The 24,472-nt window shown below is 54.5% G+C and carries 23 protein-coding genes and 2 tRNA genes; 12 read left to right on the forward strand and 13 right to left on the reverse strand.

Going from position 1 to position 24,472, the window contains the following annotated elements:
- Positions 1 to 161: 161 nt before the first annotated feature.
- The 3 genes from R0135_RS04315 to R0135_RS04325 are packed head-to-tail and all read right to left on the reverse strand — an operon-like array spanning position 162 to position 2,637.
- Complete coding sequence (locus tag R0135_RS04315) at positions 162 to 917, reverse strand: SDR family NAD(P)-dependent oxidoreductase (RefSeq protein WP_407349022.1); 756 nt, start codon at positions 915 to 917, stop codon at positions 162 to 164.
- Positions 908 to 1,939: a ketopantoate reductase family protein gene (locus R0135_RS04320; protein ID WP_407349023.1), complete on the reverse strand. Its 1,032-nt coding sequence runs from the start codon at positions 1,937 to 1,939 to the stop codon at positions 908 to 910. Before R0135_RS04320 ends, R0135_RS04315 begins: the two co-directional genes overlap by 10 nt.
- Positions 1,936 to 2,637 (reverse strand): creatininase family protein, encoded by a 702-nt coding sequence (locus R0135_RS04325; protein ID WP_407349024.1) that lies wholly within the window; start codon positions 2,635 to 2,637, stop codon positions 1,936 to 1,938. Before R0135_RS04325 ends, R0135_RS04320 begins: the two co-directional genes overlap by 4 nt.
- Before the next feature lie 138 nt (positions 2,638 to 2,775).
- Between R0135_RS04325 and R0135_RS04330 the strand changes: the two genes are divergently transcribed.
- Both R0135_RS04330 and R0135_RS04335 read left to right on the forward strand, forming a co-directional pair.
- Complete coding sequence (locus R0135_RS04330; RefSeq protein ID WP_407349025.1) at positions 2,776 to 3,258, forward strand: cupin domain-containing protein; 483 nt, start codon at positions 2,776 to 2,778, stop codon at positions 3,256 to 3,258.
- On the forward strand, positions 3,255 to 3,815 hold the full coding sequence (locus tag R0135_RS04335; protein WP_407349026.1) for an NYN domain-containing protein: 561 nt from the start codon (positions 3,255 to 3,257) through the stop codon (positions 3,813 to 3,815). Before R0135_RS04330 ends, R0135_RS04335 begins: the two co-directional genes overlap by 4 nt.
- On the opposite strand, the gene R0135_RS04340 is transcribed toward R0135_RS04335, so the two are convergent.
- Both R0135_RS04340 and R0135_RS04345 read right to left on the reverse strand, forming a co-directional pair.
- The gene (locus R0135_RS04340; RefSeq protein WP_407349027.1) at positions 3,812 to 5,431 is read right to left on the reverse strand and encodes an amidohydrolase; all 1,620 of its coding nucleotides are present in this window, start codon (positions 5,429 to 5,431) and stop codon (positions 3,812 to 3,814) included. The genes R0135_RS04335 and R0135_RS04340 overlap by 4 nt on opposite strands.
- Before the next feature lie 63 nt (positions 5,432 to 5,494).
- On the reverse strand, positions 5,495 to 6,136 hold the full coding sequence (locus R0135_RS04345; protein WP_407349028.1) for a 2-hydroxychromene-2-carboxylate isomerase: 642 nt from the start codon (positions 6,134 to 6,136) through the stop codon (positions 5,495 to 5,497).
- 116 nt (positions 6,137 to 6,252) lie between these two features.
- Here R0135_RS04345 and R0135_RS04350 point away from each other — a divergent pair, with 116 nt between their 5' ends.
- The 5 genes from R0135_RS04350 to R0135_RS04370 all read left to right on the forward strand — a co-directional run bounded on the left by R0135_RS04350 (position 6,253) and on the right by R0135_RS04370 (position 12,574).
- Positions 6,253 to 7,575, forward strand: a complete 1,323-nt coding sequence (locus R0135_RS04350) for a M20/M25/M40 family metallo-hydrolase (protein ID WP_407349029.1) — start codon at positions 6,253 to 6,255, stop codon at positions 7,573 to 7,575.
- Complete coding sequence (locus R0135_RS04355) at positions 7,565 to 8,098, forward strand: SprT-like domain-containing protein (protein WP_407349030.1); 534 nt, start codon at positions 7,565 to 7,567, stop codon at positions 8,096 to 8,098. The genes R0135_RS04350 and R0135_RS04355 overlap by 11 nt, the downstream gene beginning before the upstream one ends.
- A 78-nt stretch (positions 8,099 to 8,176) precedes the next feature.
- The gene (locus R0135_RS04360; protein ID WP_407349031.1) at positions 8,177 to 9,766 is read left to right on the forward strand and encodes a M16 family metallopeptidase; all 1,590 of its coding nucleotides are present in this window, start codon (positions 8,177 to 8,179) and stop codon (positions 9,764 to 9,766) included.
- Positions 9,763 to 11,202 (forward strand): M16 family metallopeptidase, encoded by a 1,440-nt coding sequence (locus R0135_RS04365; protein ID WP_407349032.1) that lies wholly within the window; start codon positions 9,763 to 9,765, stop codon positions 11,200 to 11,202. The genes R0135_RS04360 and R0135_RS04365 overlap by 4 nt, the downstream gene beginning before the upstream one ends.
- Positions 11,203 to 11,215: 13 nt before the next feature.
- On the forward strand, positions 11,216 to 12,574 hold the full coding sequence (locus R0135_RS04370; protein WP_407349033.1) for an ADP-ribosylglycohydrolase family protein: 1,359 nt from the start codon (positions 11,216 to 11,218) through the stop codon (positions 12,572 to 12,574).
- An 80-nt stretch (positions 12,575 to 12,654) separates the two neighbouring features.
- Here the strand turns inward: R0135_RS04370 and R0135_RS04375 are convergent, their stop codons facing one another.
- Positions 12,655 to 13,203 (reverse strand): GNAT family N-acetyltransferase, encoded by a 549-nt coding sequence (locus tag R0135_RS04375; RefSeq protein WP_407349034.1) that lies wholly within the window; start codon positions 13,201 to 13,203, stop codon positions 12,655 to 12,657.
- A 181-nt stretch (positions 13,204 to 13,384) separates the two neighbouring features.
- Between R0135_RS04375 and R0135_RS04380 the strand changes: the two genes are divergently transcribed.
- On the forward strand, positions 13,385 to 14,692 hold the full coding sequence (locus R0135_RS04380) for a diguanylate cyclase (protein WP_407349035.1): 1,308 nt from the start codon (positions 13,385 to 13,387) through the stop codon (positions 14,690 to 14,692).
- Between the two features lie 58 nt (positions 14,693 to 14,750).
- Here R0135_RS04380 and R0135_RS04385 read toward each other — a convergent pair whose 3' ends face one another.
- On the reverse strand, positions 14,751 to 16,439 hold the full coding sequence (locus tag R0135_RS04385; RefSeq protein ID WP_407349036.1) for an alkaline phosphatase family protein: 1,689 nt from the start codon (positions 16,437 to 16,439) through the stop codon (positions 14,751 to 14,753).
- A gap of 191 nt (positions 16,440 to 16,630) precedes the next feature.
- On the opposite strand from R0135_RS04385, the gene R0135_RS04390 reads away from it, so the two are divergent.
- Positions 16,631 to 17,818, forward strand: a complete 1,188-nt coding sequence (locus tag R0135_RS04390; RefSeq protein WP_407349037.1) for an aminotransferase — start codon at positions 16,631 to 16,633, stop codon at positions 17,816 to 17,818.
- Positions 17,819 to 17,847: 29 nt separating this feature from the next.
- Here the strand turns inward: R0135_RS04390 and R0135_RS04395 are convergent, their stop codons facing one another.
- The 3 genes from R0135_RS04395 to R0135_RS04405 form a co-directional block, all read right to left on the reverse strand.
- Entirely contained in the window at positions 17,848 to 19,368 is a 1,521-nt protein-coding gene (locus R0135_RS04395) for a phospholipase D family protein (protein WP_407349038.1), read from the reverse strand.
- A gap of 372 nt (positions 19,369 to 19,740) precedes the next feature.
- Positions 19,741 to 19,817, reverse strand: a tRNA-Asp gene (locus R0135_RS04400).
- 71 nt (positions 19,818 to 19,888) lie between these two features.
- Positions 19,889 to 19,964, reverse strand: a tRNA-Val gene (locus tag R0135_RS04405).
- Between the two features lie 212 nt (positions 19,965 to 20,176).
- Here R0135_RS04405 and queD point away from each other — a divergent pair.
- Together queD and R0135_RS04415 are read left to right on the forward strand one after the other, a co-directional pair.
- Positions 20,177 to 20,530, forward strand: coding sequence for a 6-carboxytetrahydropterin synthase QueD (queD, locus tag R0135_RS04410; protein WP_407349039.1), 354 nt, complete (start codon positions 20,177 to 20,179; stop codon positions 20,528 to 20,530).
- 417 nt (positions 20,531 to 20,947) lie between these two features.
- Complete coding sequence (locus tag R0135_RS04415; protein ID WP_407349040.1) at positions 20,948 to 21,571, forward strand: LysE family translocator; 624 nt, start codon at positions 20,948 to 20,950, stop codon at positions 21,569 to 21,571.
- A gap of 10 nt (positions 21,572 to 21,581) precedes the next feature.
- Here R0135_RS04415 and R0135_RS04420 read toward each other — a convergent pair whose 3' ends face one another.
- Positions 21,582 to 21,905, reverse strand: a complete 324-nt coding sequence (locus R0135_RS04420) for a DUF3301 domain-containing protein (protein WP_407349041.1) — start codon at positions 21,903 to 21,905, stop codon at positions 21,582 to 21,584.
- Positions 21,902 to 22,747 (reverse strand): alpha/beta fold hydrolase, encoded by an 846-nt coding sequence (locus tag R0135_RS04425; RefSeq protein WP_407349042.1) that lies wholly within the window; start codon positions 22,745 to 22,747, stop codon positions 21,902 to 21,904. Before R0135_RS04425 ends, R0135_RS04420 begins: the two co-directional genes overlap by 4 nt.
- A gap of 41 nt (positions 22,748 to 22,788) precedes the next feature.
- On the opposite strand from R0135_RS04425, the gene R0135_RS04430 reads away from it, so the two are divergent.
- Positions 22,789 to 23,565: a hypothetical protein gene (locus R0135_RS04430; protein ID WP_407349043.1), complete on the forward strand. Its 777-nt coding sequence runs from the start codon at positions 22,789 to 22,791 to the stop codon at positions 23,563 to 23,565.
- Between the two features lie 28 nt (positions 23,566 to 23,593).
- Here the strand turns inward: R0135_RS04430 and R0135_RS04435 are convergent, their stop codons facing one another.
- The gene (locus R0135_RS04435) at positions 23,594 to 24,424 is read right to left on the reverse strand and encodes a crotonase/enoyl-CoA hydratase family protein (protein WP_407349044.1); all 831 of its coding nucleotides are present in this window, start codon (positions 24,422 to 24,424) and stop codon (positions 23,594 to 23,596) included.
- Positions 24,425 to 24,472: the final 48 nt, after the last annotated feature.

The raw sequence follows: 24,472 nt of genomic DNA on the forward strand, positions 1-24,472 counted from the left end.
GGTATCTGTAGGTGGCGACGAAGGACTACGTTCTAGCCAGAGGACAAAACGTGTCCTGCCAGATAATAGAGGCCTCGACACTGTAAATGCATTGATCTCAGCGGACAGAGACACAGACCGTAAGTGACAGTTGGAACGCTATGGGATCTGGCGCACTTGGCTTACGCGTGCCCGCCATCTACCGATAAAATTTGCCCGGTAATCCAACTGGCGGACTCAGAACAGAGAAACACCACAGCATTGGCAATATCCTCTCCACAGCCAAGACGTCGCATATGTATGGAGTTGATGATTTGCTCCTGACGAGAAGCACCAAACGCGTCCCACTGCCTCTGCGTGGTAGGGTTAGACAAAACAAAGCCCGGCGCCACCGAATTAACGCTAATACCATCGGGGCCAAGCTCGAGAGCGAGCTGGCGTGTTAAACCCACCAAAGCATGCTTGGCGGCGGCGTAAGCTTGTATACCTGTCAGACTGGGCCGCAAGCCCGCGCCTGAGGATATGGTCACAATGCGCCCTTCACCCATCGCCTTCATCCCTGGCGCAAAAGCCTGGGCACACCACATTGCAGCGTCAACATTTGCGGAAAATATCCTGTGCCAGTCACACTCATCCACCTCTTCCAATGGCCTGCCGGCCTGTCCGCGCACACCGCCCGCTGCCGTGACCAGGCCATAGACCGTACCCAGGGAGTCAATGACCTCCTGGCAAAGTCCACGGGCATCATCAGCACAAGACAGGTCTCCTGAAAAACAACTCACGCCTTTCAGGGCAGCTAAAGGGGCAAGCCCCTGGGCATCAATATCGATGGCCGCCACCTTTGCGCCTTCCGCAAGGAGTCCTCTAACAATTGCTGCGCCAATACCCTGGGCAGCCCCTGTTACCGCCACTACTTTGTTTTCGAGGTTCAAGCGCATAGGGACAACATCTCATCCAGCAAGTCCATGGATTGGACCCGTCGACCCTCTTCGATGTCATGAATGAACGCACAGAGCCCCGCGATACCCGGAGTGGGTATTCCATGATTCGCGCCGATCTCCAGCATTATGCCCATTTGCGCATCCACCTCTGTCTTACGCTTGCGTACGGCAAGATCGCGATAAATACCCGAATGGGTTTTAGCTGTATTGCGGTTATGCGCAACCATCGCTTCAATTGACTGCGCAATCCCCTCTTGGTCCTCGCCGATAAAAGCCTGAGTATCAAAGCCGTTAAAACCAAGAGGCGTCACGCCCTCAGCCACGGCGAGGCGCATCACTTCCTTGCCCAAGCTGGCGTAAACCGCTTGATGCTGCGGCGATGCCATGGCATCCGCCATAGACTCCGGCGTCAGAGCCGTGGCAAAGAGTAGAGAGCCATAACCTAACTTCCCCCAAAGATAACCCCAGATGTTATCGGTCAACACCGCATTGGGTTCCACGATGCTAAAAAGTCTATGCATATCAGACAGACGCTGCGTCACAGTTCCGTCGAGCTCACCCAAAGCAACAGCGGCGCGGTTTCCATAAAGAATCCGACCCGGCTCAAGCCAGTCGGCGCCAAAGTTCACAAAACAACCCAGAGTCCGCTCACTACCAATGCGCTCGGCTATGAGTTTCTCATTCAGGCCGTTCTGCGCCGACACCACAAAGCCATCATCAGTCAAATGTTCCAAAAGTTGATCCAAAGCGGCTGTAGTGTGATGGGCTTTCACTGCGAGAATCACCCGTCGAAAACGCCCTTTTAAAGTCTCGGGGGTATCAGCAAGCAGTGTCTGTCGAAACGCTTCCACCGGTCCCTCTATGGACAAGCCCTCGCCGCGCATCGCTTCTACATGGCTTTGAACAATGTCCACCATATGTACGGCTTGTCCCGCTCGCGCCAGATAAGCTCCGATTACGCCGCCTATGGCTCCCGCGCCCCAGATAAGAATCGGGTCCTCATCATGGGTACCGGTCAAACCCAATCTCCCTCTAAGAGTTCACGGGTCTCGGCCACAGCGACATCCCAGATGTCACCCATGATTTCATCGGATTTTTGATACTCACCGCCGTAGTTACCATCACCTATCAACGCACGCACTTCCTGAGGATTGCTGTCTCGCAAACGCTCGAAGTCAACATAAGGCTTTTGCTCACCAGGCATCTCGCGGCCGGCCAAGCGCGTCCAGGGAAAATTCTCCATCCATGAGGCATGCGAGGCGATAGGATCGACGGCCTTTACTGCTGCCCAGGTTTTGGGGGCTCGCCACCAGTCATGAAACCGGCAGGCAGTGCCGGGGTTGTCACTCACCCACTTGGCGCATGCTTCCTGCACGGGACTATTGCCCCCATGGCCGTTAACAATCAACACCCGCCGAAAGCCGTGCGTATACAGACTGTCCAAAATCTCGCGCAGGACTAACTCGTAGGTCGACATAGTGAGAGAAACCGTGCCCGGAAAGCCCATAAAGTAAGGCGTCACGCCAAAAGGCAGCGCAGGAAACACCGGCACTGCCAGGGGCTCAGCCGCATCTACCGCCATCTTTTGCGCCAAAATGGAATCGACGGACAAGCTTAGGTAAGCATGCTGCTCCGTACTACCCAGCGGCAGTATGCAGCGGTCATCGTGCTTTACGCGCTCTTCGATCTCAAACCAGTTACTGTCGCTAATTTTCAAGCAAAACTCCTAGATTATGTTCTGATACAACTTCAGCCAGTAATACTCCCAGCAAGTACAGCAAACCATCGACCCTTTCGGACTATTATGCTCAACTTGCAGGCACACCGATCCTCGCCTCAATTTTGGGAAAAGTCTATGCACGTCACACTTGGCAAAACAATCTTCGTAATACTGAGCAGCCTTGTCGCAGCCACGGTACACAGCGCGGACACTGAACCTGACTTTTCGGTCGTTCAAAGCAGCGAACTGACCTGGCAAGCGGTCCCGGGAGGGCTGGGCACCCAGTTTGCCGTGGTTCGGGGAGATCCCTCCAAAGCCGGGGTTTATGTCATCCGGGTACGATTCCCTGCCGGCGTTATGGACGCACCGCATTTTCATAGCGCTGATCGACATGTCACCGTGATCGAAGGCAGCTGGTATGCCGGTGTGGGCACGACATTTAATCCCGAAAAAGCGCAGGAGATTCGCGCCGGCGGCTACATGTTTCACCCGGCAGGAGCCGCACATTGGGATGGAGCAAAAGGCAGCAACGATGCGGTGGTACAGATTATAGGCAATGGACCGGTAGCCACCGAGCAGTCTAGCGATGAGCCCATGTGGCTGCGCGTCCACGAGTGAGCACCAAGACGTCACAGACCCGGTTTTCCCGCCTTGCTGCCTGGTTTGGCCATCGCTCATCGCAGTTTGAGCCGGCGACTCTCACCCTCCCCTTGGCGAATCGGCACTTTGTGCTGGATGGCACGAACATCGCACTACTACACGGGCCTGCCAGACCCGAATTACGCTATGTAGTCGCACTCTCCAGCCACCTGGTCAGCAATGGCGGAAAAGTCAGCTGTTTCTTTGACGCGAATACGCCTTACATTTTCAGTGATGCCCGCAGCGAGCAACGGGAGTGCTTTAACCGTCTGACCAGCGAGGCACCCTGGGCGAAGGACTTTGTGATCGTCCCTGGTGGCACTCAGGCTGACCAATGGATTCTGGAATTGGCGAAGCGCGAAAACGCCGATGTAATTTCTAATGATCGATTCAAAGATCGCGCAAGGTCACACCGCTGGATATACAAGCGTCGACACGGCATATGCATCCGTGAAGGAAGACTCGCACTGAGCAGCCTCGATGCAAACATCGAGCTGCTTGCGCAGCCCGAGGATTATCTAAGCCTGAAACCCTAGCGCTTTGGCTTAAGCTGGGGGTAATCCACACCCAATTGCTCAAGGTAAGTGCTGTACTTGGAAGGATCGTAATAGAGCGGCTTCAACTGATCTTTGTACTGCATCATGATTGCCTGATTCTTTTCAATCGCAGGCGTGTCGTCGGCGCTTATGAACGGCACGTACTCCATATCCTTTAACTGCTCTTCACGAAAATACGTCCAGGCAGCTTCAAGCAAGTCGGGCTCGGTGATCAGGTCCATCATGGTCGCCGCCAACACCTTGGCGCCGGCAGCTGCGCCTTTGTGTGCAATGGGCGTCGCCATGGCCATCGCTGATGACCAGTTGTGACCGATGGTACCGGGGATGTTGGATGGGAAACGCAGTGTCACGGTGGGCACATTCCACGAAACATCGCCAATGTCGTCCGATCCACCGCTAATGGGCTTCTCAGGTGGCGCCTGCAACTCACTGAGTTTCGTCGCCAGACCCTCTTCCTTCAGATCCTCAGCCTGCATGAGTTCCTGCACGGCCCGCGCAAACTTTTGGTCATCTTCAGACCATTGAGGCAAGCCTACCGCCTGAATATTGTGATACATGCGCTCGGCAATCACCTTGTTAAAGTGCCGGGGCCAGGCAGAACCGATTATGCGTCGCTCAACCGTGGTGCCGGTCATCATTGCGGCGCCCTCAGCAATCTCCTGCAGCGACTCGAAGTTCTCCAGAATGTGCTTCGCGGTTATCTCCCGGATGAAATACCACACGCTGGCTTTTGAGGGCACCACGTTAGGCTGATCACCGCCATCAACAACGACATAGTGTGAGCGCTGCAGTGGTCTTAAGTGCTCACGCTTGTAGTTCCAGCCCACGTTCATCAACTCCACAGCATCCAGCGCGCTCTTACCCCGCCAGGGGTCTCCTGCACCATGCGCGGCCACGCCATTAAACTGATACTCCACCGATACCAGGCCAGTACCACGATCACCGCCCCAGGACGTTTGGAGGTTGCGACCCACGTGGGTAAAAAGCACGGCGTCCACATCTTTGAAACGACCGTCACGAGCGTAGTAGGACTTTGCCCCCACGAGTTCCTCAGCGATACCCGGCCAGATCACCAGAGTCCCGGGCAAACCGTCACGTTCCATAATTTCTTTCACGGCCAGTGCCGCAGCAACAGTCACGCCATGACCTGAGTTATGCCCCTCTCCGTGTCCAGGTGCACCGTCCACCATTGGCTGACGATAGGCCACGCCGGGCATCTGGGATGCCTTGGGTATTCCATCCACGTCTGAGCCCAGGGCAATAACGGGTTTTCCGCTTCCCCAGCTAGCCCACCAGCCAGATGGCATACCGGATACGCCTTGTTCTACGGTAAATCCTTCGTTCTCCAAAAGTCGGGTCATGTAGGCCTGCGTTTCAAACTCCTGAAAACCCAGTTCAGAAAAGGAAAACAAGCTATCGATAATCTCCTGGATCTGCTTTTCGCGTTTGTCGACCTCCATCGCTGCTTCTGCTTGTAGCCCCATCAGCTGCGGCTTGGGTGGCTCAGCTTCCTCCGCCGCGCTCAGGGTCCACGGAGTGATCCCCATAGCCAGGGCTACGCCGGCATTTACCACTGCTTTGTGAATTCTGTTCACACCCACTCTCCTCGTTATCGAAATAAATTTTTGCCGCAAAAATTGCAGATAACCACTGTGTTTCTAGCGTTTTAGTCCATCCTTTTCCAGGCGCCAGCACAAGGAATCTATGCGGTCCTGACCAAAAAACGGCTCACCGTTGTAAACAAAAAGCGGGACACCCCGATGACCGGCAGCCAGCTGATCCTCCTGGTTTTTCTCGACGATGTCCTTGTGGGCATCCCCACTGCTAATCGCGGCATCCATAGCGCTCAAGTCCAGACCCGCGCGCTTTGCTGCATCGGCCAAGTGATCACCCTGATCCCAGGACGGCGTTCCACTCCAAATCAAACGTGACACTTCCCGGGCAAAGGCTAATCCCGCTCCCTGAATCTCAGCCTCGGCACCAAGGTAGGTAAGCCGAAAAATGTACGGCTGATCGTCAGAAATTGTAAAGGTCGCCATATCCTGCACGATGGGGTCCGGGTTGGGGAAGCCTACGGGCAGCCCCAGCATCTCAGCTCGCCGGGGATAATCTGCCAAAATGTATCTCACCCGATCGTGGTTTCCCGCGGCAAAAAACTCGGGCTCGCGGATAGCCAGAGGCAAAACCGGCCTAAACCGCACGTCCACGTCAAAGTCTGCCAGAGCGTCCTCTGCCAGTTGTGCAGCAAGATAGCTGTAAGGGCTACGGAAAGAAAAATACAGGTCGATGGTTGCACTCACGGCGAAAACTCCCAACTACTATTTGTTGTGACCGTATGAAAGCTGACATACGGCGCGCAGCTTGTCATCATAAGACCAAGAGTGCCTTCAGGCATACCACTACTAACGGGAACCCTATGAATCGATTCGCCGGATTAAAATTCTCGCTGCCACCGACAGCAGTCCTTTGCTGCTGGCTCCCCCTGATGCTCGGATCTGTGCAAGCCGCAGAACCAAGCCATGAGGTGCAGGCAAACTATCGCGCAGAGATGGGCGCCATCACTGCAGATCCCCGCGTGCAAGCGGCGCTGCAATACGTCGTGGGCGTCAAGGAAAAGTCGCAAAAAGAGCTTATCGAATTAACGGAGATACCCGCCCCTCCGTTTAAAGAAGACGTCCGCGCCGCGCATTTTGCAAAGATGCTCAAAGAAGCTGGCATTAAAGACGTACAAATAGATGGCGCGGGCAACGTCATTGGTCGTCGCCCGGGCAAGACCGGAAGCAAGGTTGTTGCCTACGCTGCACACCTGGACACCGTATTCCCCGAGGGTACTGATGTCACGGTCAAGTTTGACGGTGAGAAAATGCGCGCTCCCGGTATCGGCGATAATACTCGGGGACTTGTCACCGTGTTAGAGGTCATCGGGGCTCTTCAAAGCGCAAACATCGAGACTGATGCTGACCTTCTATTTATTGGCAATGTGGGCGAAGAAGGCCTTGGCGACCTTCGCGGCGTTAAATACCTGTTTCGAGAGGGCGCCGAGAAAATCGATACCTTTATTGCCGTCGACGGCGGGAGCGCAGAGCGGCTGGTCTATGGCGGCGTCGGCTCGCACCGCTACCGCGTCACTTTTAAAGGCCCCGGCGGTCACTCCTGGGGCGCGTTTGGGCTGGCCAACCCGCAGCATGCTCTGGGGCGCGCCATTGCACTTTTTGACGAAAATGCACCATCGGTCACCAGCGTTGGAGAGAAGACCAGTTACAACGTTGGCCGTATCGGCGGCGGCACATCAATTAACTCGATACCTTTTGAAGCCTGGATGGAAATCGATATGCGCTCGGGTAGTCAAGCAAAGCTTGATGACATAGACGCCGTGCTGCAATCCGCCATTGCGACTGCACTGCAGCAGGAAAATGACGGACGCCTCGACGGCCCGCCTCTCACCGTAGATATTGACCGTGTGGGCACCCGTCCCGCAGCAAAGGGCAATGTGGATTCAGCGCTGGTTCAGCGCGCCATGGCAGCCTCGCAGGCACTGGGCGTCACTCCCTCACTGCAAATCTCCTCCACGGACTCCAACCTGCCGATCTCCAAAGGCATCCCCGCGGTTACTATGAGTCGCGGCGGCAAGTCTGGCGAGGCACACTCGCTGCATGAATGGTGGCAGCCCGTGGACGCACACCTCGGCCCACAGATTGGCATCCTGACAATTCTGGCGGAAGCGGGCCTTGCTGACTGAGAACGCGCTGACCGAGGCGTCTATTCGGAGCATCTTTGAGTACGAGCGGAGCCGGGCATCGGCATTGTTCACACACTGGGAGCATCCGTTTAGCGCCTTAAGCTTTAATCGCGCAAAGCGAGCCTACGGACATGCCCATGCCGATGGCCGCATCGTCCTGTCCAACACCTTTGTTGGGACGTCCGCGACGGCAGACCTGGAAGATACAATCCGCCATGAACTCGCGCATCTCATCGCAGGCATCCGCTTCAAACACGGCCCACGCTGGCAACAGGTAGCACAGAGCCTGGGTGCTCGCCCTCGAGCATCCGGTCGCAGTGAAAGCAGCGAACTTCAAGAAAAGATGTCTGACGCGCCCTTCACGCTCATAGCGGTCATGCGCGACGGCGAAGCACGCACCATGCGCAAGGTGTTCCGTCGCGCTCGGCGTTACCTGGACTACCGCTATGGCAAAAGAGGCCAGCGATACCATATCAAGGGGGAATTCATCGAGCGCTTCGAATATCTGGACCACCGGCAATAACAAAGCTAGCGCAAAGCTTGTCGGTAGCTGCCGACGACTCCTATACTGACCTCCCCTTTTCATCTTAGTGAGCTTCGCTTGAAAAAGTCCTTCCTGGGTATGTTCCGACGCGCTTTTGAATTCACCTCGCCAGCAGTAAGTCTCGGATTGAGCACCGCATTGCTCCTGTCATCTGCTGTCTCCACTCAAGCGGCATCACCCTACGAGCTACCGATCAAAGAACATATCTTCGACAATGGTCTGCGCCTGCTGGTACTGGAGCGCTCGGATGACCCCCGGGTGGAGGCGAAGATTTTTACCGACATGGGCGCCATCCATGAAACCCCGGGGCTATTGGGTGCGGCGCACTTTCAGGAACACATCATGTTTAAGGGAACACCGTCCCTGGGAAGCTCCGACTGGTCGGCTGAGCAGCCCATCCGCGAGCGCATGAAAGTCGTCGAAGCCGAGTTTATCGAAGAAAAAAATCGCGCTCGCAACGCGATTCGCCAACGCGGCGCTATAGATGATTATCGTCATGAAGAAGCAAGCCCACGTATGCGCGAGCTGCAGGCGGAGCTTGCAGCGCTGGAAAAAGAAGCCTCGGTCTACCGTGAGAACGGCGCAATCAATAAGTGGTATCAGGCCTACGGTGGCACCAATCTTACGGCCACCACTGAGCAGGAATACATGAAGTTCGATATTAATTTGCCGGTGGAGCGTATTGACCTGTTTTTCCGTCTCGAAGCGGACCGCATGAGTAATACCGTGTTTCGGGAATTCGATCAGGAGCGCATGATTCTGGTGGAGCAGCGTTTAGGAGATCTCAACAAGCCGTCTACGCCCTACTATGAACAGATGAATGCAGTCGCAGGCTTGATTCATCCGGTGTTTTGGCCCGAAGGCTATGCCAGCGACTTTTATGAGTACACGCGAACATCGCAGCGCGCGCTTTACGAAGAGTATTTTGTGGTCAACAACAGCACCATCGTGCTCATCGGCGGCGTATCCATCGAAGATATGATTCCAAAAGTTGAGCATTACTTTGGCTGGATGAAGCCCGCACCCGAACCTACCCGTACGCCAGCCATCGAACCGCGACCCGGCGCCGAACGGCGCCTGATCTACCGCAATGACGAGATTAAACCCCGAGTGGAGTTTCGCTACCTGATACCTGCTGTGGGACACCCGGATCGCCCTATGTTTGACGTCCTCGGAGAACTAGCGAGAATGCGTTTGAATGCAGCGCTGCAAACTGCAGGCATTTCTGGAACGGTCAACGTCAACACCCGTGTTGTGCATACAGATCGTTTTGGCGTTCCGGGCACCATGAATTTTGAGCTCATTCTGTCTGACGCCACAGAGCTTCAATCGGCCGAAGCGCTGCTTGAGAAAACGCTTTCAGCGTTCAAGGAAGGTTCCGATAAAGATGAATTGAACATGGCCAAGGCCAAACTGCGCGCGCAGTGGTATCGCACTGCCCGGGATGCCAGCGCGCTGGCTTTTGAGATTGGCCATTTTCAGACCATGGATAGCTGGCGCACGTTGCCGGAGTATCTCGCTGCACGAGACACCGTTAATTCGAAGGACATCGCGCGACTGACGAATAGCTATCTGGTTTTGGACAATCGCAGTGTAGGCATTGCCCGCCCCCGACATGCCATCGCCGCACAGGAGCAACAGCAATGATTGCCTTTAAGAACCAAACCACCACTGGCATCAAAGCATCCCTGTTGCTCGCGAGTATCATTGGCTGCACAACAGCCGTGGCGCAGGACACAAGGCACCCGCAGGCCATGGGCCTGCCTGCGGTGAAGTTTGAACGACCCAATCCCGACTCCCTGCAGCTGACGCTGGACAACGGCCTCGTCGCTTACGTAGCCGAAGATCATCGCGCTCCTTTGGTGACCCTCAAGGCCTATATTGGAGTGGGTGCCGGTCATGGTGCTGCTGGTGATGCTGCGGCACTGGCGGCGGCATTTCGCCGCGGCCCGCAAGCCATGTCCGCAAAGGAATTCAACGCGACTTTAAACGCAATGCACGGCGAGTTTAGCGTCAGCCAGGACCATGAAGTTACTGAGATTTTTCTCGACGTCACTGCCGACAACTCAGATAAAGCACTCAAGCTCATGGGCCAGCTGCTTAGCGAGCCAAGCTTTGAAGGGACCGAAACAGGTCCCCAGCAACGCAGCTCCAGCGCAAGCATCGATTACAACTACTCATTAGTTAATGCTGTTGCCGTGTTTGAGGAACAACTCTTTGCCGGGCATGCCTTCACTCGCGACGCCACGGCAGAACAAGCCTTAGCTGCAAATCAGGGTGCCCGGGCATTGCACGCACGCTACGTGGTGGGAGAAAACGTGACCCTCGCGGTTGCCGGAGACTTCAAACGATCAGCGGCAGTCAACGATATCCGCCGGGCACTGAAGCCACTGAGCACTGACCCAGCTCCTGCCCCGGAGTCCTTCCCTGCACTCGCGCCAGCAAAACAACGCGAACTGATGCTCTCTCAAGCGGATCGGATCCAGGGCTGGATAGTCATTGGGCATGAGTTACCCATAGTGCCTGAGGACGACGAAGCGGCACTGGCGGTCATGGACTATATTTTGGGAGCCTACCACCTCGATTCCCGTCTCTATCGAAGCTCTCGGGAACTGCGCGGCCTGACCAATGACAACAGTTCCTTTTTGAAGCCTGGAGTTCGTGGACCTGGATCTTATTCCTTTCGAACCTATGGACGTCCGGAAGTTGTGCGACTGCTGGTAGACATCACCTTTAGAGAACTGAACGCCATTCGCGACACCCTGCCCACCAAAGCTGAACTGTTTGTGGCCAAGGGGGCGTTGGTTGATGGTATCTACGCTGATAGCTATGCAACCGGTGTCGAGGCCACCCAAGCCTACGCCAGAGAGTGGCTTACGCTCGGAAGTCATGCACGCTCCGAAAGTTTTCCCCGTCGAGTGGCAGCGGTCACCGCTGAAGCCGTGCGTGATGCGGCTCAAAAATACATTCACCCGGAGCGGATGATCGTCGCCGTGCTTGGACCTCTGGACAAGATTGAGGCCGCCCCGGCCATCGAGTCAGAGCCACAACTGAGCACCTGGAACAACGCTTCTCCGCGCTAAGGCGTTTAGCATTATGCGTCGCAAAGCCTCAGCCATTGCACTAATCGCGGTGGCAATGGCGTGCTTGGCTCCGTCTGCGTGGGCACAGACTGAAGATAGAGGCACCCTTAACCTATCGCGGTCTGACTACGCACGACGTATGGAAGGCTTTTGGCTGGGTCAGAGCATTGCCAACTGGACCGGGCTGGTCACCGAAATGGACAAGATCGGTGGCGAGGGAATTCACGGTACGTTTTACACACGTCACGACTGGGGCAAGGCTGATCAGCCGAGCATCTGGTCCGAAGGCGTACCTAGCGACCTGTCCCCTACCATCGACTGGGTATTTGCCGACGAGGACGGCATCTGGGGTGCTGACGACGATACCGATATTGAATACATGTATCAGCACCTGCTGCTCGAGTATCAAACCAGCGTATTGAGCCCCGAACAAATTCGCGACGGCTGGCTGCGTTACATTTACTCCGATGACAACACCCCGTTCACCAACGAGCGCTGCGAGCCCGAGAACTACCTCTGGGTGTCTAATCAGCAGGCTCACGACCTCATGCGCGAGCAAGGTTTGCTACCGCCGGCGACTAGCGATCCCGCGCTCAATCCTCATCACGATATGATCGACGCGCAACTCACCACAGAGATTTTTGGACTCTTCGCACCCGGGCGTCCGGATGTTGCATTACGCTTAGCTCACCTTCCCATTCGAACAACAGCGCGCGGTGAAGCCGCGCTGGCAGCCGAGTTCTACATCGTCATGCATTCCCTGGCTGCTACCGCCGATCCTGCGAAAACCCTGAGCGAGCAGCTTAAAAAACTACGGCAGCAAGCCCGCAGGCATCTGCCTGACCAAAGCTACACGGCAAAGATGTATGACTTTGTAGCGACGTCCTATGAGGCCGGCTTAAGCTGGGAAGACACGCGCGACGCCTTTTACCAGCGCTACCAGGTAGAACAGGCAGACGGTTACGATGTCAGCTCCAGAGAGCTCTTCTGCAACGGCTGCTTCGCGTCTGGCATCAACTTTGGGGCCAGTATCATCAGCCTCTTTTATGGCAACGGTGACTATCAGGAAACGGTAAAAATCGCTGTTTTGGCGGGCTGGGACTCCGATAACCCCGCAGCCACCTGGGGTGGATTACTGGGATTTTTGCTAGGTCGAGATGGTATCGAAGACACTTTTGGTCGGACGTTTTCCACAAAATTTAACATCCATCGCACCCGCGGCGGTTTCCCTAACAACGGCCTGGATGATTTTCCGGACATGGCACAACGGGGTCTAAGGGTGGTGGATAGAGTGATCGTGGAAGAAATGGATGGCGTCATCGACGCGGAAAACAAAAACTGGCAAATACCGCTTTTGCCTACAGCACACTGAGCCACGTGGAGCCGAACACCGGTCTATACCGATAAAACGATCAATGCCTCGCCCCGCGCAAAGTGGCGCAATGCGCTGCTTTAGTGCTCCGATCCTGGGTTATCCAACACATAAATCGCATGATCAACATAGTGGTCGTACAAGAGAGCCGCGTGCTTTTGAATATGTAACAGGCGCGCCCCCAATGACTCAGCCACTCTCCGGCTAGGGAGATTCTCCGTAGCGCAATGAATTTCAATACGCTGTAAAGCCAGAGTGTCAAAGCCATGCCTTACCAGTCTCGCCGCTACCTCGGTCATCAAACCTTTGCCAGTGTGATTTTCGGCCAACCAGTAACCAAGCTCTCCGACCCCAATAGCTTTATCCAAGGTTCTAAAGCCCGCAGCCCCACACAAACCATCGTCACAAAATACCGCGTAGGTAGCCGCGCTCTGTAAACGGCGCTTATCGACTTCGCTGGCGATGAAGGCATCAATGTGCGCCGCGGATGTAGTGCTGTCCAGCCATGCCAGCCAGCGTCTCAGGTGTGAGCGGTTTTGTTCAACGCAGGCAAACAAAGCAGCCGCATGTGACTGTGCAAGAGGCTCAAGGCGTAATCGTGCGGAAATATCCAGGATATCTGATGCCATCTGCTTAGTGACTCACGTAATCGAAAAGGCCCACGTTGCCAGAAACATCGCTTATCGGAAATATTAATTAATTCGCATATACACAAAATAACAGCTACTCTGATTTTTGACGTGCTGCTCTTTGTGCAGCTTTGAGGGGTAACGTGTCATGAGCATGCGGTGACGGTCTAAGGAAGAAGCAATGAATCCACAAGATTCTCTGTCTGACTTCTTCGCTGAGCTCTGCCTGCGCGAAGATCCCCAAGCGGTAACCGACTCGCTGAATTGGTTGGGTGCGTTTGTCCTTACGCATGAGGGAGTAATCATCGCCGCAAATTCCGACTTTTGCGATCTTTTAGGACAGAACCTCGATAGTCTCGTCGGAACACCTGCCGTCGATGTAATCACCCCCAGCGAAAAAGCCCCGATGGAGTCGCGCTTTGCGCACAATGACACCACGCCTTACACCCTCAAGCTTGCGATGCCAGACCAATCGATAAAGGTTGTTCGAGTCACTCCGCACCTTTTATCACTGGATGGCAAAACTTGCCGTCTTGCAGCGTTCTCTGACGTGTCCGAGTACGTATTACTTAAAGACACCACTGAGCGTTATCAGAGTGTGTTTGCTGCAGCTGGCATTGGCATTGCCAGAGTCAATCCTGATGGCAGCTGGCTCGAGTGCAATGACAAGCTGTGTGAAATTCTGGGTTATCAGGAGGCAGAGCTCCTCCAAACAAGCTTTCAGGCCATAACCCACCCGGAAGATCTCGACACGGACCTGCAATATGTCAAAGAGATGCTGGCAGGAACCCGGGCAACCTATTGCATGGAAAAGCGCTATCTCCATAAAAAAGGTCACTATCTCTGGGCCCGACTCACTGTGACCCTGGTCAAGGATATCGCCGGGAATCCTCAGTATTTTGTGAGCCTGATTCAAGAAATCACCGCGGAAAAAGAAGCTGAAGCTGCCACACAAGAGCTGAATCGAGCGCTAGAAAACCTGTCATTTACTGACGGCCTGACTGGCATAGGCAACCGCCGTAAATTCGACGCTGCACTTCGCAACGAATGGCGCAGAGCGCGTCGCGATAAAACTCGCATCGCCCTGATAATCGCCGACATCGATCACTTTAAGTTGTTCAATGATGAGCTGGGACATCTAGCCGGAGATGATTGCTTAAAGGATATTGCCCGCACAGTTGCACAGCATGCCAATCGGGTGAGTGATTGCGTGGCTCGCTACGGCGGCGAAGAGTTCGTCATCCTGCTTCCCGGCGTAGGCCTCAATGACGCCATCAATATGGCTCAAGAGTGCAGAAAAGCGGTTGAAGCCCTGGGTATTTCCCGAGGCGACCACAGTCCTTCGTCAGTAGCAACAATCAGCCTGGGCGTGGCGGAGGTTGACCCGAGTCATGAGCAGTCTCCAGAGGTTTTAATTGACGCTGCAGATCATAGGCTATACGAGGCCAAACACGCGGGAAGAAACACAGTGATGCCCGCTACTGAATAAACGCGCATCACCGCAAGCAACCAGGAGTACCGCTAGCCTGGCTAAACGCTCCGGGGTCCTATGGAGCGGTTACTTCACTTAAGGGCTCGCCTACTGCGCCCGATGGCGCTTCGATCCCCAGCTTGTTCGAGAGCGTCGGCGCTATGTCGTAAGGGGCAACAACCCTGCTAACCGTCTTGCCCTTGAGCCTGTTACCGGCAAAGATGACGGGCACATGTCGATCATAGCGCCAGGGCGAGCCGTGACTCGCTGCGACCACCAAACCGTCAAAATCGTTAATGAAAGATCCAGATTTGAAAACCACATAGACATCGCCGGAGCGCTTGGCCTGATGGTTAGCTGAGACAAACTCCGCAATATCGCCACCGACGGTGGACCCTGTAACTATATCCGTCGCGGTGTAAGCGTAGGCAACATCAGCCTTAGCCAACAGGAGGCCGGCTAAGGCTGTCTGTACAGAAGCCAGATCAAGTCCCTGCTCCCTCACGAGGTCACGATCAAGGTAGATGTAGGGATGAAAGTACGTCTGCACAAGATCAACGTCGACCGCGAGGAATCCGCGCAAATCAGTGTTGAGTTTATCCGTGGACACCACCTCGTCATCAACGTACTGCGCGGTTTGATTGAGTTCCTGAAGATACCCTGGCGCTTCTGGCCCTCCATGATCCGCCGACAGCACAATCAATGTATGTTGCAGACCCACGGTACTGTCGACATATTCAAAGAGCTCAGCAAGGCTTTTATCAAGACGAATCAGATTGTCTTCCATTTCAAGACTGGAGGCGCCGAACACATGACCGACATAATCCGTGGATGAAAAACTCACGGACAAGTAGTCGGGAACATCGTCCTGCCCCAAACCCTCGGCCGCCAGCAGCGCCTTGGCAAAATCCAGCGTGATTTCATCACCCACAGGACTTACCGTCAGCAGCGTAGTGAAGTATTTGCTATCGCGTCCGCCCCAGGAATGCGGAAACGTTCGACCAAAGCCGGCGACATCAGTTTCCCAGTCATTGTCATCCTGCGCTATTCGTTGATAACTCTCTGCTGCATTACTCAAAGCCCAGGACGCATCAGCAAAACGGTCTAGTTTTCCTGCGCGGTTCCAGTCTAAAACCCACTGTGGATATGCTTCGTAATAGTAATTGGAAGTAACAAACTCCCCCGCCGCTTTTGAAAACCAAAAAGCCTTACCGCTTTGGCCCGCAAGTGGAATCGCCCCACGATCTTTAACAGAAACCGCGAAGATTTTGCTGTCTTTGGGATAGCGAATCGCTAATTGATCTGAGAAGGTTGATGACAAGAGTGCCCGGGGAGATCGTCCGTCGCTATTGGCAACCCGCTGTGTGGGATCAATCTCACTGGACTTATCTACGTCGGCGTTAGCGCTCAGCAGCGCATAGTTGGAGTCCTCAACGTTATAGACCAATGTGTCGGCATCGCGATCAAGCCACACGTTACCCACCATGCCGTGCACGGCTGGAATGGTGCCCGTTGCCAAAGAGCTATGGCCTACGATCGTTTCGGTGTTGGCATGCCTGTAATTCGCATTGGTGTACCAAACGCCATGCTTTGCAAGGTAGCGAAAGCCTCCAGAACCAAACTGCTCCATATGACGCAGAGGCAAGTCACCCCGGAGTTGATCAACGGTGACCTGAAGCACTAAGCGTACCTCTGGTGCTGCAGTGACGGTCGCACTCAGAAGAACAGCAGCGCCTGCAATACCGACACGACGAAAAATACCCACAGTAAAAACTCCTAAAAACTCGAATAACTAAAGATCTTTGCCTACCCGCTGGCATCGCAAGCTTCTTTATTGGCTAACTTTACAGCAAACACCCCCGCGAGAATGTGTCCTTGCCACCAACAAATACTTCCTCTGAAACATCAAAGGCCCTACTCTTGTCTTTTAACTCGATAACCGCCCGGCTCACTTCAATGAAACTTGCGCTCAACCCTGATGTACTCAATGCCATTGACCCCCCCATAGCTGAAGCTCATTCCTGGATTGAAGGACGCGAATTTTCTGCTGATAAGCCGCTGTTGGACCTCGCGCAGGGTGTGCCTAGTTACCCCCCAGCCGAGGCGATCAGCGCGCACGTAGCTGAGCGCGCCCAGCTGTTCGAGACCGCACAGTACACCGGTATCAAGGGTATCCCCGAGCTACGGGAGACACTCGCAAACCATGTAAGCAAGCGATACCGTGGACACGTCTCAGCAGAAAACATATTGATCTCTGCCGGTTGCAACCAGGCGTTTTGTCTTGCTATCCAGGCGCTGGCTCGCGCCGGCGATGCTGTAATGCTGCCCGTGCCCTATTATTTTAACCACCAGATGTGGCTGGAAATTCAGGGAATCGATGCGATTCATCTTCCCTTTCGCCACGACCGAGCGGGCGTGCCGGACCCCGAAGAAGCCGTGGCACTGCTAACGCCCAACACCAAGGCGATTGTGCTGGTATCTCCCAGTAATCCAACGGGAGCGGTCTATCCACCCCAGGTCATCAGCGAGTTCAGGGATCTAGCCGCACAGCGTGGTATCGCACTGATCCTGGATGAGACCTATCGCGACTTCCTTACGGATGAAAACGGCCCACCCCATAACCTGATTCAAGAAGGTCACTGGGACGAAACACTTGTGCAGCTTTACAGCTTCTCCAAGACCTTTAGCCTTACCGGATACCGGGTGGGCGCTGTGTCTGCCAGCGCACGAGTTATCCAGGCCGTGGCCAAAGTAATGGACACTGTACAGATCTGCACACCGCGTATTTCTCAGGACGCAGCGCTGTTTGGTCTCAAGCACGCCTGGCCGTGGGTGGAAGAGAAACGCGTCATGCTCGCCGCTCGCGAAAACGGCATGAAGCGTATTTTTCAAGACAATGATCTGGGTTATGAACTTATTTCTGCCGGTGGATATTTTGCATATATTCGCCACCCATTCGAAAACATGACAGCAAAGCAAGTTGCCCGAAGCCTCGCAGACAATCAAAACATCCTGTGTTTGCCGGGCAGTTTTTTTGGGCCCGGACAGGAGCGCTTTTTACGCTTTGCCTTCGCGAATATCCAAGAGAGCGATATGGACACACTTGCAGCAAGATTGAAAGAAAGTGCGACGGCATTGAGCTGATAGCGGACACGGATGCCCGCAACAATCGGTTACAGCTGTCCTCGGATGGGCAGCAAGCGAGTCATATTTGCCAAGAAGCGTTTCCACCAGCCTGTCTCGGGCTCTTTGCTCAAGACAGTGTCCTGACCGTTCACGCTGGAGCGCCAGCGTAAAGCATCATCTTCCAGATAAACCGCGTAGGCGTTGTTAGGGAGTTCGTTATACATTCCCTGAGCAAAAGCTCCGGCAAATTCCGGACTATCGATAACCACACCCATTTCCGTGTTGAGGTTAGCCGAGCGAGGGTCCCAGTTGAACGAGCCTATAAAGAGGTAACGCCTGTCAACCACAAACGCTTTTCCGTGTAGCTTACTATCGGCATCAACGGAATCAGAAGCCTTGGTCCCCTCCATAACGATGTCCCCGCGAAGTTCGAAGAAGCGCACACCCTCTCGTAATAGTGGCTTTCGAGCCGGCGCATAACCCCCGTACACCACAAGATGGTCATTAGCTGCCAAGCCGTTGGTCAACACGTCGATCTGCACACCCCGCTTTGCAATACCGGTGAGCCACTCCACTCCGCGCTTTCGGGGCACAAAGTAAGGCGTAAGCACCAAGAGTTCCTCCTCGGCCATCGCTGCCACTCTCCCAAGCGAGTAACTCAGCTTATCTTCTGCTTTGGCTTCATTCGACAGGGCTTTGTCGGGAGAGTCATACACCAGTCGGTAAGGAGACCAAAAATAATCCTCAACATCAGCATTTGACAATTCCAGAGCACGCTCGCCCACGAGACTCGCGTAAGGTGTCCCCAGAAGCGACTGCTTTGACGCGCCTAACTCGGTACGCAATTGCGATAACTGAGCAGGTCCACTGGCCGCGTCAGAAACGTACTCGTAGGGAATGCTGTATCGATCGTTCCAATAGCGATCAAACATGGCTGACGCGTCCCGCGCCACCGAACCTGCTGCTACCGCATCAATGTCGCCAAAGTTGTATGCCGGATTCGCTGCAAAGTACTCCGCTGCAATATTTCGACCGCCCAGTATTAGCAGCTCCTGGTCCGCAATGAGTGTTTTGTTGTGCATTCGACGTGAGAGCCTGTGTATATCCCAGGCATCAAAACCTCGTACACCACGACTCGCAAAGGGATTAAAAAGGCGAAGGTCTAGATTGGGGTGGCTATTAAGAGCCGGCAACTGATGCTCTATCTCGGCTGTGCCTATATCGTCGATCAGCAAACGCACGCGCACGCCGCGATCCGCCGCCTTCAATAGCGCCTCAAAAAAGACGGCGCCTATGGGATCGTTGCCCACCAGATAATACTGAACGTCGAGGGTCTTTTCGGCCAAGCCTATAACGAGTAGCCGCGCTGAGAGGGCATCCACCGCCAAGAGTAGCGGCGAAAAGCCAGACTCCGGGTGTCGCTGCTCTCGCAAAGGCCCCAGGGCACGCCCCAAACGGGTATCACTGGTATCAACATTCGCGTAGCTGGGCTCTCGGGGCTCGTCAAAGTCCACGCTCGCGCAGGCAGTTAGTAGAGACGCTAAAAGCAGCGCTGCAAATCGACTCACCCAGCCCGAGTATGGCGACGACGTCGCAGTGACGCCATGAGTAACACCGCCAGTTATGCCGAGTCGTTCTGGAATTTGCCTAGGGCACGCTAATTTAATCATGCCCGCAGAATATAAGAGCACAGCTCGACTGGCAATTCAGAGCCAGAAACCGATGGGTTTTCTCCCAAGCAGTCTGAAGAACCACTATCGCGCAGCAGTGTAAAAGGCGCTGAGTTCACAGACAGACCCTGATTTGGCCTGCGCCGAATCACTAATAAAAGAGAAGACATGGGGGATTACCAGGCGCAACACACTGTGTACCGAAGCCCTGGGGGCCTAACAGCATTTGACCTGGGGGCCTAACAGCAATTGAAATGAAGCCAATAAAAATGGCGGAGCGGACGGGACTCGAACCCGCGACCCCCGGCGTGACAGGCCGGTATTCTAACCAACTGAACTACCGCTCCAGGGTAGACAACGCGTAATACACTTCACTTGTTTCCCTGGGGAAACTCGGCTCAAGAAGCCTTTAGCAACGTGGTGGGTGATGACGGGATCGAACCGCCGACCCTCTGCTTGTAAGGCAGATGCTCTCCCAGCTGAGCTAATCACCCGCGTTGGAGGGGCGCATTATAGAGCCTTGCCTTTGACTGTCAACGGATTTTACCCCGGGGATTAAACATCTACATCGGCAGGCCCCTATTGCCCGCGAATTCATCAAAAAACGCCGCAAAAGGCGGGGGTTTTTGCAAAAAGCCCGCCTCCAAGACTTTCAATTCACCACGCTTAGGTTGAACATACGCGGGTTTTCAACAGGATATTACAGATGGAAATCTTTAAGGACTTTCACTTTGAGGCAGCGCATCGCCTACCCAAGGTACCGGCAGGGCATAAGTGCGAGAGACTGCATGGTCATTCTTTTCAATTGCGGGTCTACGTTGCAGGAGAGCCCGGCGAGGTAACCGGCTGGATCATGGACTTTGGTGATATCAAAGCGGCCTGCAAACCGGTGATCGCACAGCTTGATCATTACTACCTAAACGACATCGAAGGCCTGGAAAACCCCACCAGCGAAAACCTGTGTCGTTGGATATGGGACCGCCTTGTACCTGCCTTACCCACCCTGGCAGGCGTCGAGATTCGTGAAACCTGCACTTCCGGATGCATCTATAGAGGTTGATGACAAGGGCTTTGCCATAGAGCTCTGCGCAACGTTACCAAGCAGCGATGTGTTACTGCTGTAATGGTTACGGGAGGTAGCATTGCAAAATTGTTATGCACAGCGGTAGTGCGTATGACAGAAATATTGAAGTTACGTTACATGCCGCAGGTTCGCTCTAACATAGTCGCTATAACCAACTGATTTTTATGTATTTTATGGCATTGTTCGAATTTTAACCAGCGCAGCAAAGACACCGCAACGCTTGAGACTGCGGGCATGCTAAACAAATTGTGCACCGCTTTATCCACAGGTTTTGTGGACAACCCGCAGTAAATAGATGAATGGACAGGCGATTATCTGACTACCCGTCGATCTGTTGAGACACATCCACAGAATCGAACAAAAGCTAAAGGATTTTAGAGCAGTGAAACCTAAATGAGCGCATGGGAGTGGCTGAGTCTGGCCAGCCTTTGTTTCGCAGGAGCCGCTTCACCGGGGCCGAGTCTTGCGGTCGTCGTTAGTGCCAGTCTTGGCGGAGGCAAACTGGCGGGGCTGGCAGCGGCGTGGGCGCATGCCCTGGGTGTGGGACTGTACGCTGTATTAACTGTACTTGGCTTATCCGCATTACTGGCTAACGCAGCCTGGTTGTTCCTTGGCTTACAAAGCGCTGGCGCTATCTATCTGCTGTGGCTGGCCTGGGGACTGTGGCGTAGCGCTCAGTCCTCAACAGCAGAGAGTAAGCCTACGATCAAGAGCGCGGCAGCGTCAGCACGCGACGGATTCACGATTGCTTTTCTCAATCCAAAGCTTGCGGTCTTCATGCTCGCATTGTTCTCGCAGTTCGTTCGGCCCGACGCAAACATTGAGATTCAAGCGATCCTCATCTCCACAGCAACGCTGATCGATGGGCTCTGGTATACCTTTATTACGCTGATGCTCACCCGAAAAAAATGGATTTCGGTGCTTAAAGCGAATGGCGCTGCGATCGACCGGGTTTTCGCGGGACTACTCGCACTTCTGGCCTTGACCATTTTGACACGGCTGCTGTCCTCGCTTTAGCCGGCCATCCTCAGTGAACCGTAGGCGACTCAGCAACCAATACGGCCTGCAGTCGCGGCCCAAGCATGATGATATGTCCAATCTCCCGTCCCACACCGTCGCGGCTATATTCAAAACGGTATTGGCGCCAGATATGCCATCGCCCTTTGCTGTCGCGACTGAGTGAGGTTTTGGATAGCGCCACAGACTGGTCCAATAACTGAATGTCGGCCAGCTCGGACGAGCGCTTTGCCGCTGCCACGGCCAACTCGCGTACCCGAGTTGCGCTGAATACATACCATGCAAGCCCGCCGAATACCGCCACGAAAACTAAATCCCAAATACTTAGCGTCATCCCTGACTGCCCTCTTTGCCAAGACTCTGTTTCAAAAAATCGAGTACTGAACGGTTAAATACCTGTGGCTTTTCTGCATGCAGCCAATGCCCCGTATCGGGAATACCTTGAAATCTGGCCCTTGGAAACAAATCCAAAGCAGCCCTCATTCCGACCTCATCCACGTAATCAGACGCCAAACCGTACACGAATAGAGCAGCCCCCGGATACACCGGCCCTGTTGGCGACTGGCGAAAATTTTCGTAGTTGTCCCGTAATGCAGAAGCATTGAATCGCCATGTATAGACACCTTCATCATCGCGCTTCAGACTCATGGTCAAAAACTGCACCACCGAAGGCTCTGACACTGACCCTTGCATGAGTTCCCCCGCCTCACTGCGGGACTTGGGTCGTGCCGCTTCTACTGCAGCAATAGCCGAAAACACCGCATCATGTGATGCGGGATACTCCACCGGCGCGATATCAGCCACGACTACTGCGCTGATATGCTCCGGCCAACTGAGAGCCATCTGCATAGCGACCTTTCCGCCCAGGGAATGTCCCACGACGGCAACGCGAGAGAGGCCCTTATTCTTCAGGTAAGCAAAAACACTCGCTGCAAGATCATGCAGATCGGAGTTTTCCTGCCAGGACGAGCGACCGTGGTTAGGAAGATCCAGTTGGTGCACCTCAAAATCGCTGGCAAGCGCCCGCGCCAAGCCACCCAGATTACTCCCCATGCCAAATAGGCCGTGGAGCAGAATGACCGGCGAGCCCACCCCGACAACGCTGGCATGCAGCGTCGGCTCCAAGGCTTTATTGTGCCCGGACCGCTCTTTGTTCGCTGCCAAGTTTGCTACCATGCGCACTTCCTAATCATCGTCAGAACATGTTACCCAAGAATATGTCAAAAAAGCTGCTAGTCCTTATCGCGTCCACTCTCATTTGGCTCACTGCCTGCGCTACCGGCGGAGGATACAACCCTACGGTTTTTCCCTTCGAAATAGAGACCGAGCGTTTGTCCGAGTCCCCGGTACGAACAGTGGTGATACCCCACGTTAATCTTGGCAGCCCGTCGCGCAACCATCTGGAAGATGTCGCGCCCCGCATCGACGCGCGGGTCAGCAGCTACCTCAAGGCCAATGGCTATAAAGTCCTACCCCAGCGAGAGTTCAAGCAGCACTGGAACGCAGCGGTGCGCGCCTTTGGTGACCCGGTGGACCCAACTACCGGTCGAGTCAACATGAAAACCTTTTCGCAAATTATGCAAAGCGTTCGTGACCGCTTCATTGAGAACGGCGACCTCGATGCCTTTGTGTTTACAGATCTCGTAGAACTGGACGTACCATTCAATGGTGGGCTCAAACACATCGGTCGCTGGGACGGTGTCGCTCGTCGCCCGTCTATGCAAGGCCCGGGCACCGGCGTAAGCGCGGACTTCGACTGGTCCATGACTGCCGCTGTCGCCTCTATACAGGTCACTATTTTTGACACTGAACTAAAGCGACTGTTTGTCAGCCGCGGCGGACTGGACGCTACCGATGCTATTGATGCCCGGTCTTCCACGGGGCGTTACATACGTCGCAGATCCATGCTGGAGAACAATGACTACGTAGACGAAGGCATCGCGCTGGCGCTACACCCCCTGATTGAGATGAAAGACTACCCCGGCAACCCCTGAAGACAGCCCGGGGCATCACTTCCCTGATTTAATCGTCGTAGTTCGCCGCGCGTTTTTCCATCTGGGCGGTGAGCCCTTCCTGAAGATCATGCGCGCTTAGCATTCCGGCATTCCAGGTGGCGATGTAGTTCAAGCCTTCCTGAACACTGTGGTCCCGGCTATACAACAACATCTCTTTGCTTCCGCGCACAGCTAGTGGTGCTTTACTGGCAATCAGTGCCGCTGTCTCGCGAACACCTTTTAACAAGGCTTCTTTGTCGGCATATACCCGATTGATCAGGCCCACCTGCTGAGCCTCTTCAGCGCCCATATTGCGGCCCGTGTAAGCAAGCTCACAGGCGACACCGTAGGGTACGATTTTGGGCAAACGCTGTAGCGTACCCACGTCTGCAGTCATGCCGATATCGACCTCACGAATGGAGAACCAGGCATCCGCCGTGGCGTAGCGCATATCCGCGCAGGTCACCATGTCCATGGCACCGCCGATACAGGTATTGTGAATCGCCGCCAATACGGGCTTTCGGCACTTTTCTATGGCCGACAAGTTATCTTGCATCACCAGCACATTACGCCGGAAGGTCTCGGCACGACGAGCAGGGTCTGTATTCTGGCCCTGTACTCCAGCGAGCATATCCAGATCGATCCCGGCACAGAAATGCTTACCGTGCGCCGCAAGAATTACGGCCCGAACAGAAGGCTCACTGTCCAGCCAGTCAAAACAGTCCTGTAATTCCCGCCACATAGCCACGCTCATAGAGTTCGCTTTATCGCCGCGATTGAGGAAAACTTCGGCGACGTGACCGTCGATGCTCAACTCCAGCGTTTCGAAGGTTGGCTGTGTTATCTGTTCCTGCTGCATATCAATCTCCTGTTCCTGCTACGTCTCTATTGTTCGGCATTATTCTAC

The organism is Congregibacter variabilis (assembly GCF_045689235.1).
Lineage (GTDB): Bacteria > Pseudomonadota > Gammaproteobacteria > Pseudomonadales > Halieaceae > Congregibacter > Congregibacter variabilis.

What these genes read in the sequence shown, in the direction of transcription:
- R0135_RS04390 (WP_407349037.1), top strand. Translation starts at nt 16,631, where the DNA reads ATGAAACTTGCGCTCAACCCTGATGTACTCAATGCCATTGACCCCCCC.
- R0135_RS04375 (WP_407349034.1), bottom strand. Translation starts at nt 13,203, where the DNA reads ATGGCATCAGATATCCTGGATATTTCCGCACGATTACGCCTTGAGCCT.
- R0135_RS04350 (WP_407349029.1), top strand. Translation starts at nt 6,253, where the DNA reads ATGAATCGATTCGCCGGATTAAAATTCTCGCTGCCACCGACAGCAGTC.
- R0135_RS04365 (WP_407349032.1), top strand. Translation starts at nt 9,763, where the DNA reads ATGATTGCCTTTAAGAACCAAACCACCACTGGCATCAAAGCATCCCTG.
- R0135_RS04315 (WP_407349022.1), bottom strand. Translation starts at nt 917, where the DNA reads ATGCGCTTGAACCTCGAAAACAAAGTAGTGGCGGTAACAGGGGCTGCC.
- R0135_RS04435 (WP_407349044.1), bottom strand. Translation starts at nt 24,424, where the DNA reads ATGCAGCAGGAACAGATAACACAGCCAACCTTCGAAACGCTGGAGTTG.
- R0135_RS04330 (WP_407349025.1), top strand. Translation starts at nt 2,776, where the DNA reads ATGCACGTCACACTTGGCAAAACAATCTTCGTAATACTGAGCAGCCTT.
- R0135_RS04380 (WP_407349035.1), top strand. Translation starts at nt 13,385, where the DNA reads ATGAATCCACAAGATTCTCTGTCTGACTTCTTCGCTGAGCTCTGCCTG.
- R0135_RS04430 (WP_407349043.1), top strand. Translation starts at nt 22,789, where the DNA reads ATGTCAAAAAAGCTGCTAGTCCTTATCGCGTCCACTCTCATTTGGCTC.
- R0135_RS04425 (WP_407349042.1), bottom strand. Translation starts at nt 22,747, where the DNA reads ATGGTAGCAAACTTGGCAGCGAACAAAGAGCGGTCCGGGCACAATAAA.
- queD (WP_407349039.1), top strand. Translation starts at nt 20,177, where the DNA reads ATGGAAATCTTTAAGGACTTTCACTTTGAGGCAGCGCATCGCCTACCC.
- R0135_RS04415 (WP_407349040.1), top strand. Translation starts at nt 20,948, where the DNA reads ATGAGCGCATGGGAGTGGCTGAGTCTGGCCAGCCTTTGTTTCGCAGGA.
- R0135_RS04370 (WP_407349033.1), top strand. Translation starts at nt 11,216, where the DNA reads ATGCGTCGCAAAGCCTCAGCCATTGCACTAATCGCGGTGGCAATGGCG.
- R0135_RS04420 (WP_407349041.1), bottom strand. Translation starts at nt 21,905, where the DNA reads ATGACGCTAAGTATTTGGGATTTAGTTTTCGTGGCGGTATTCGGCGGG.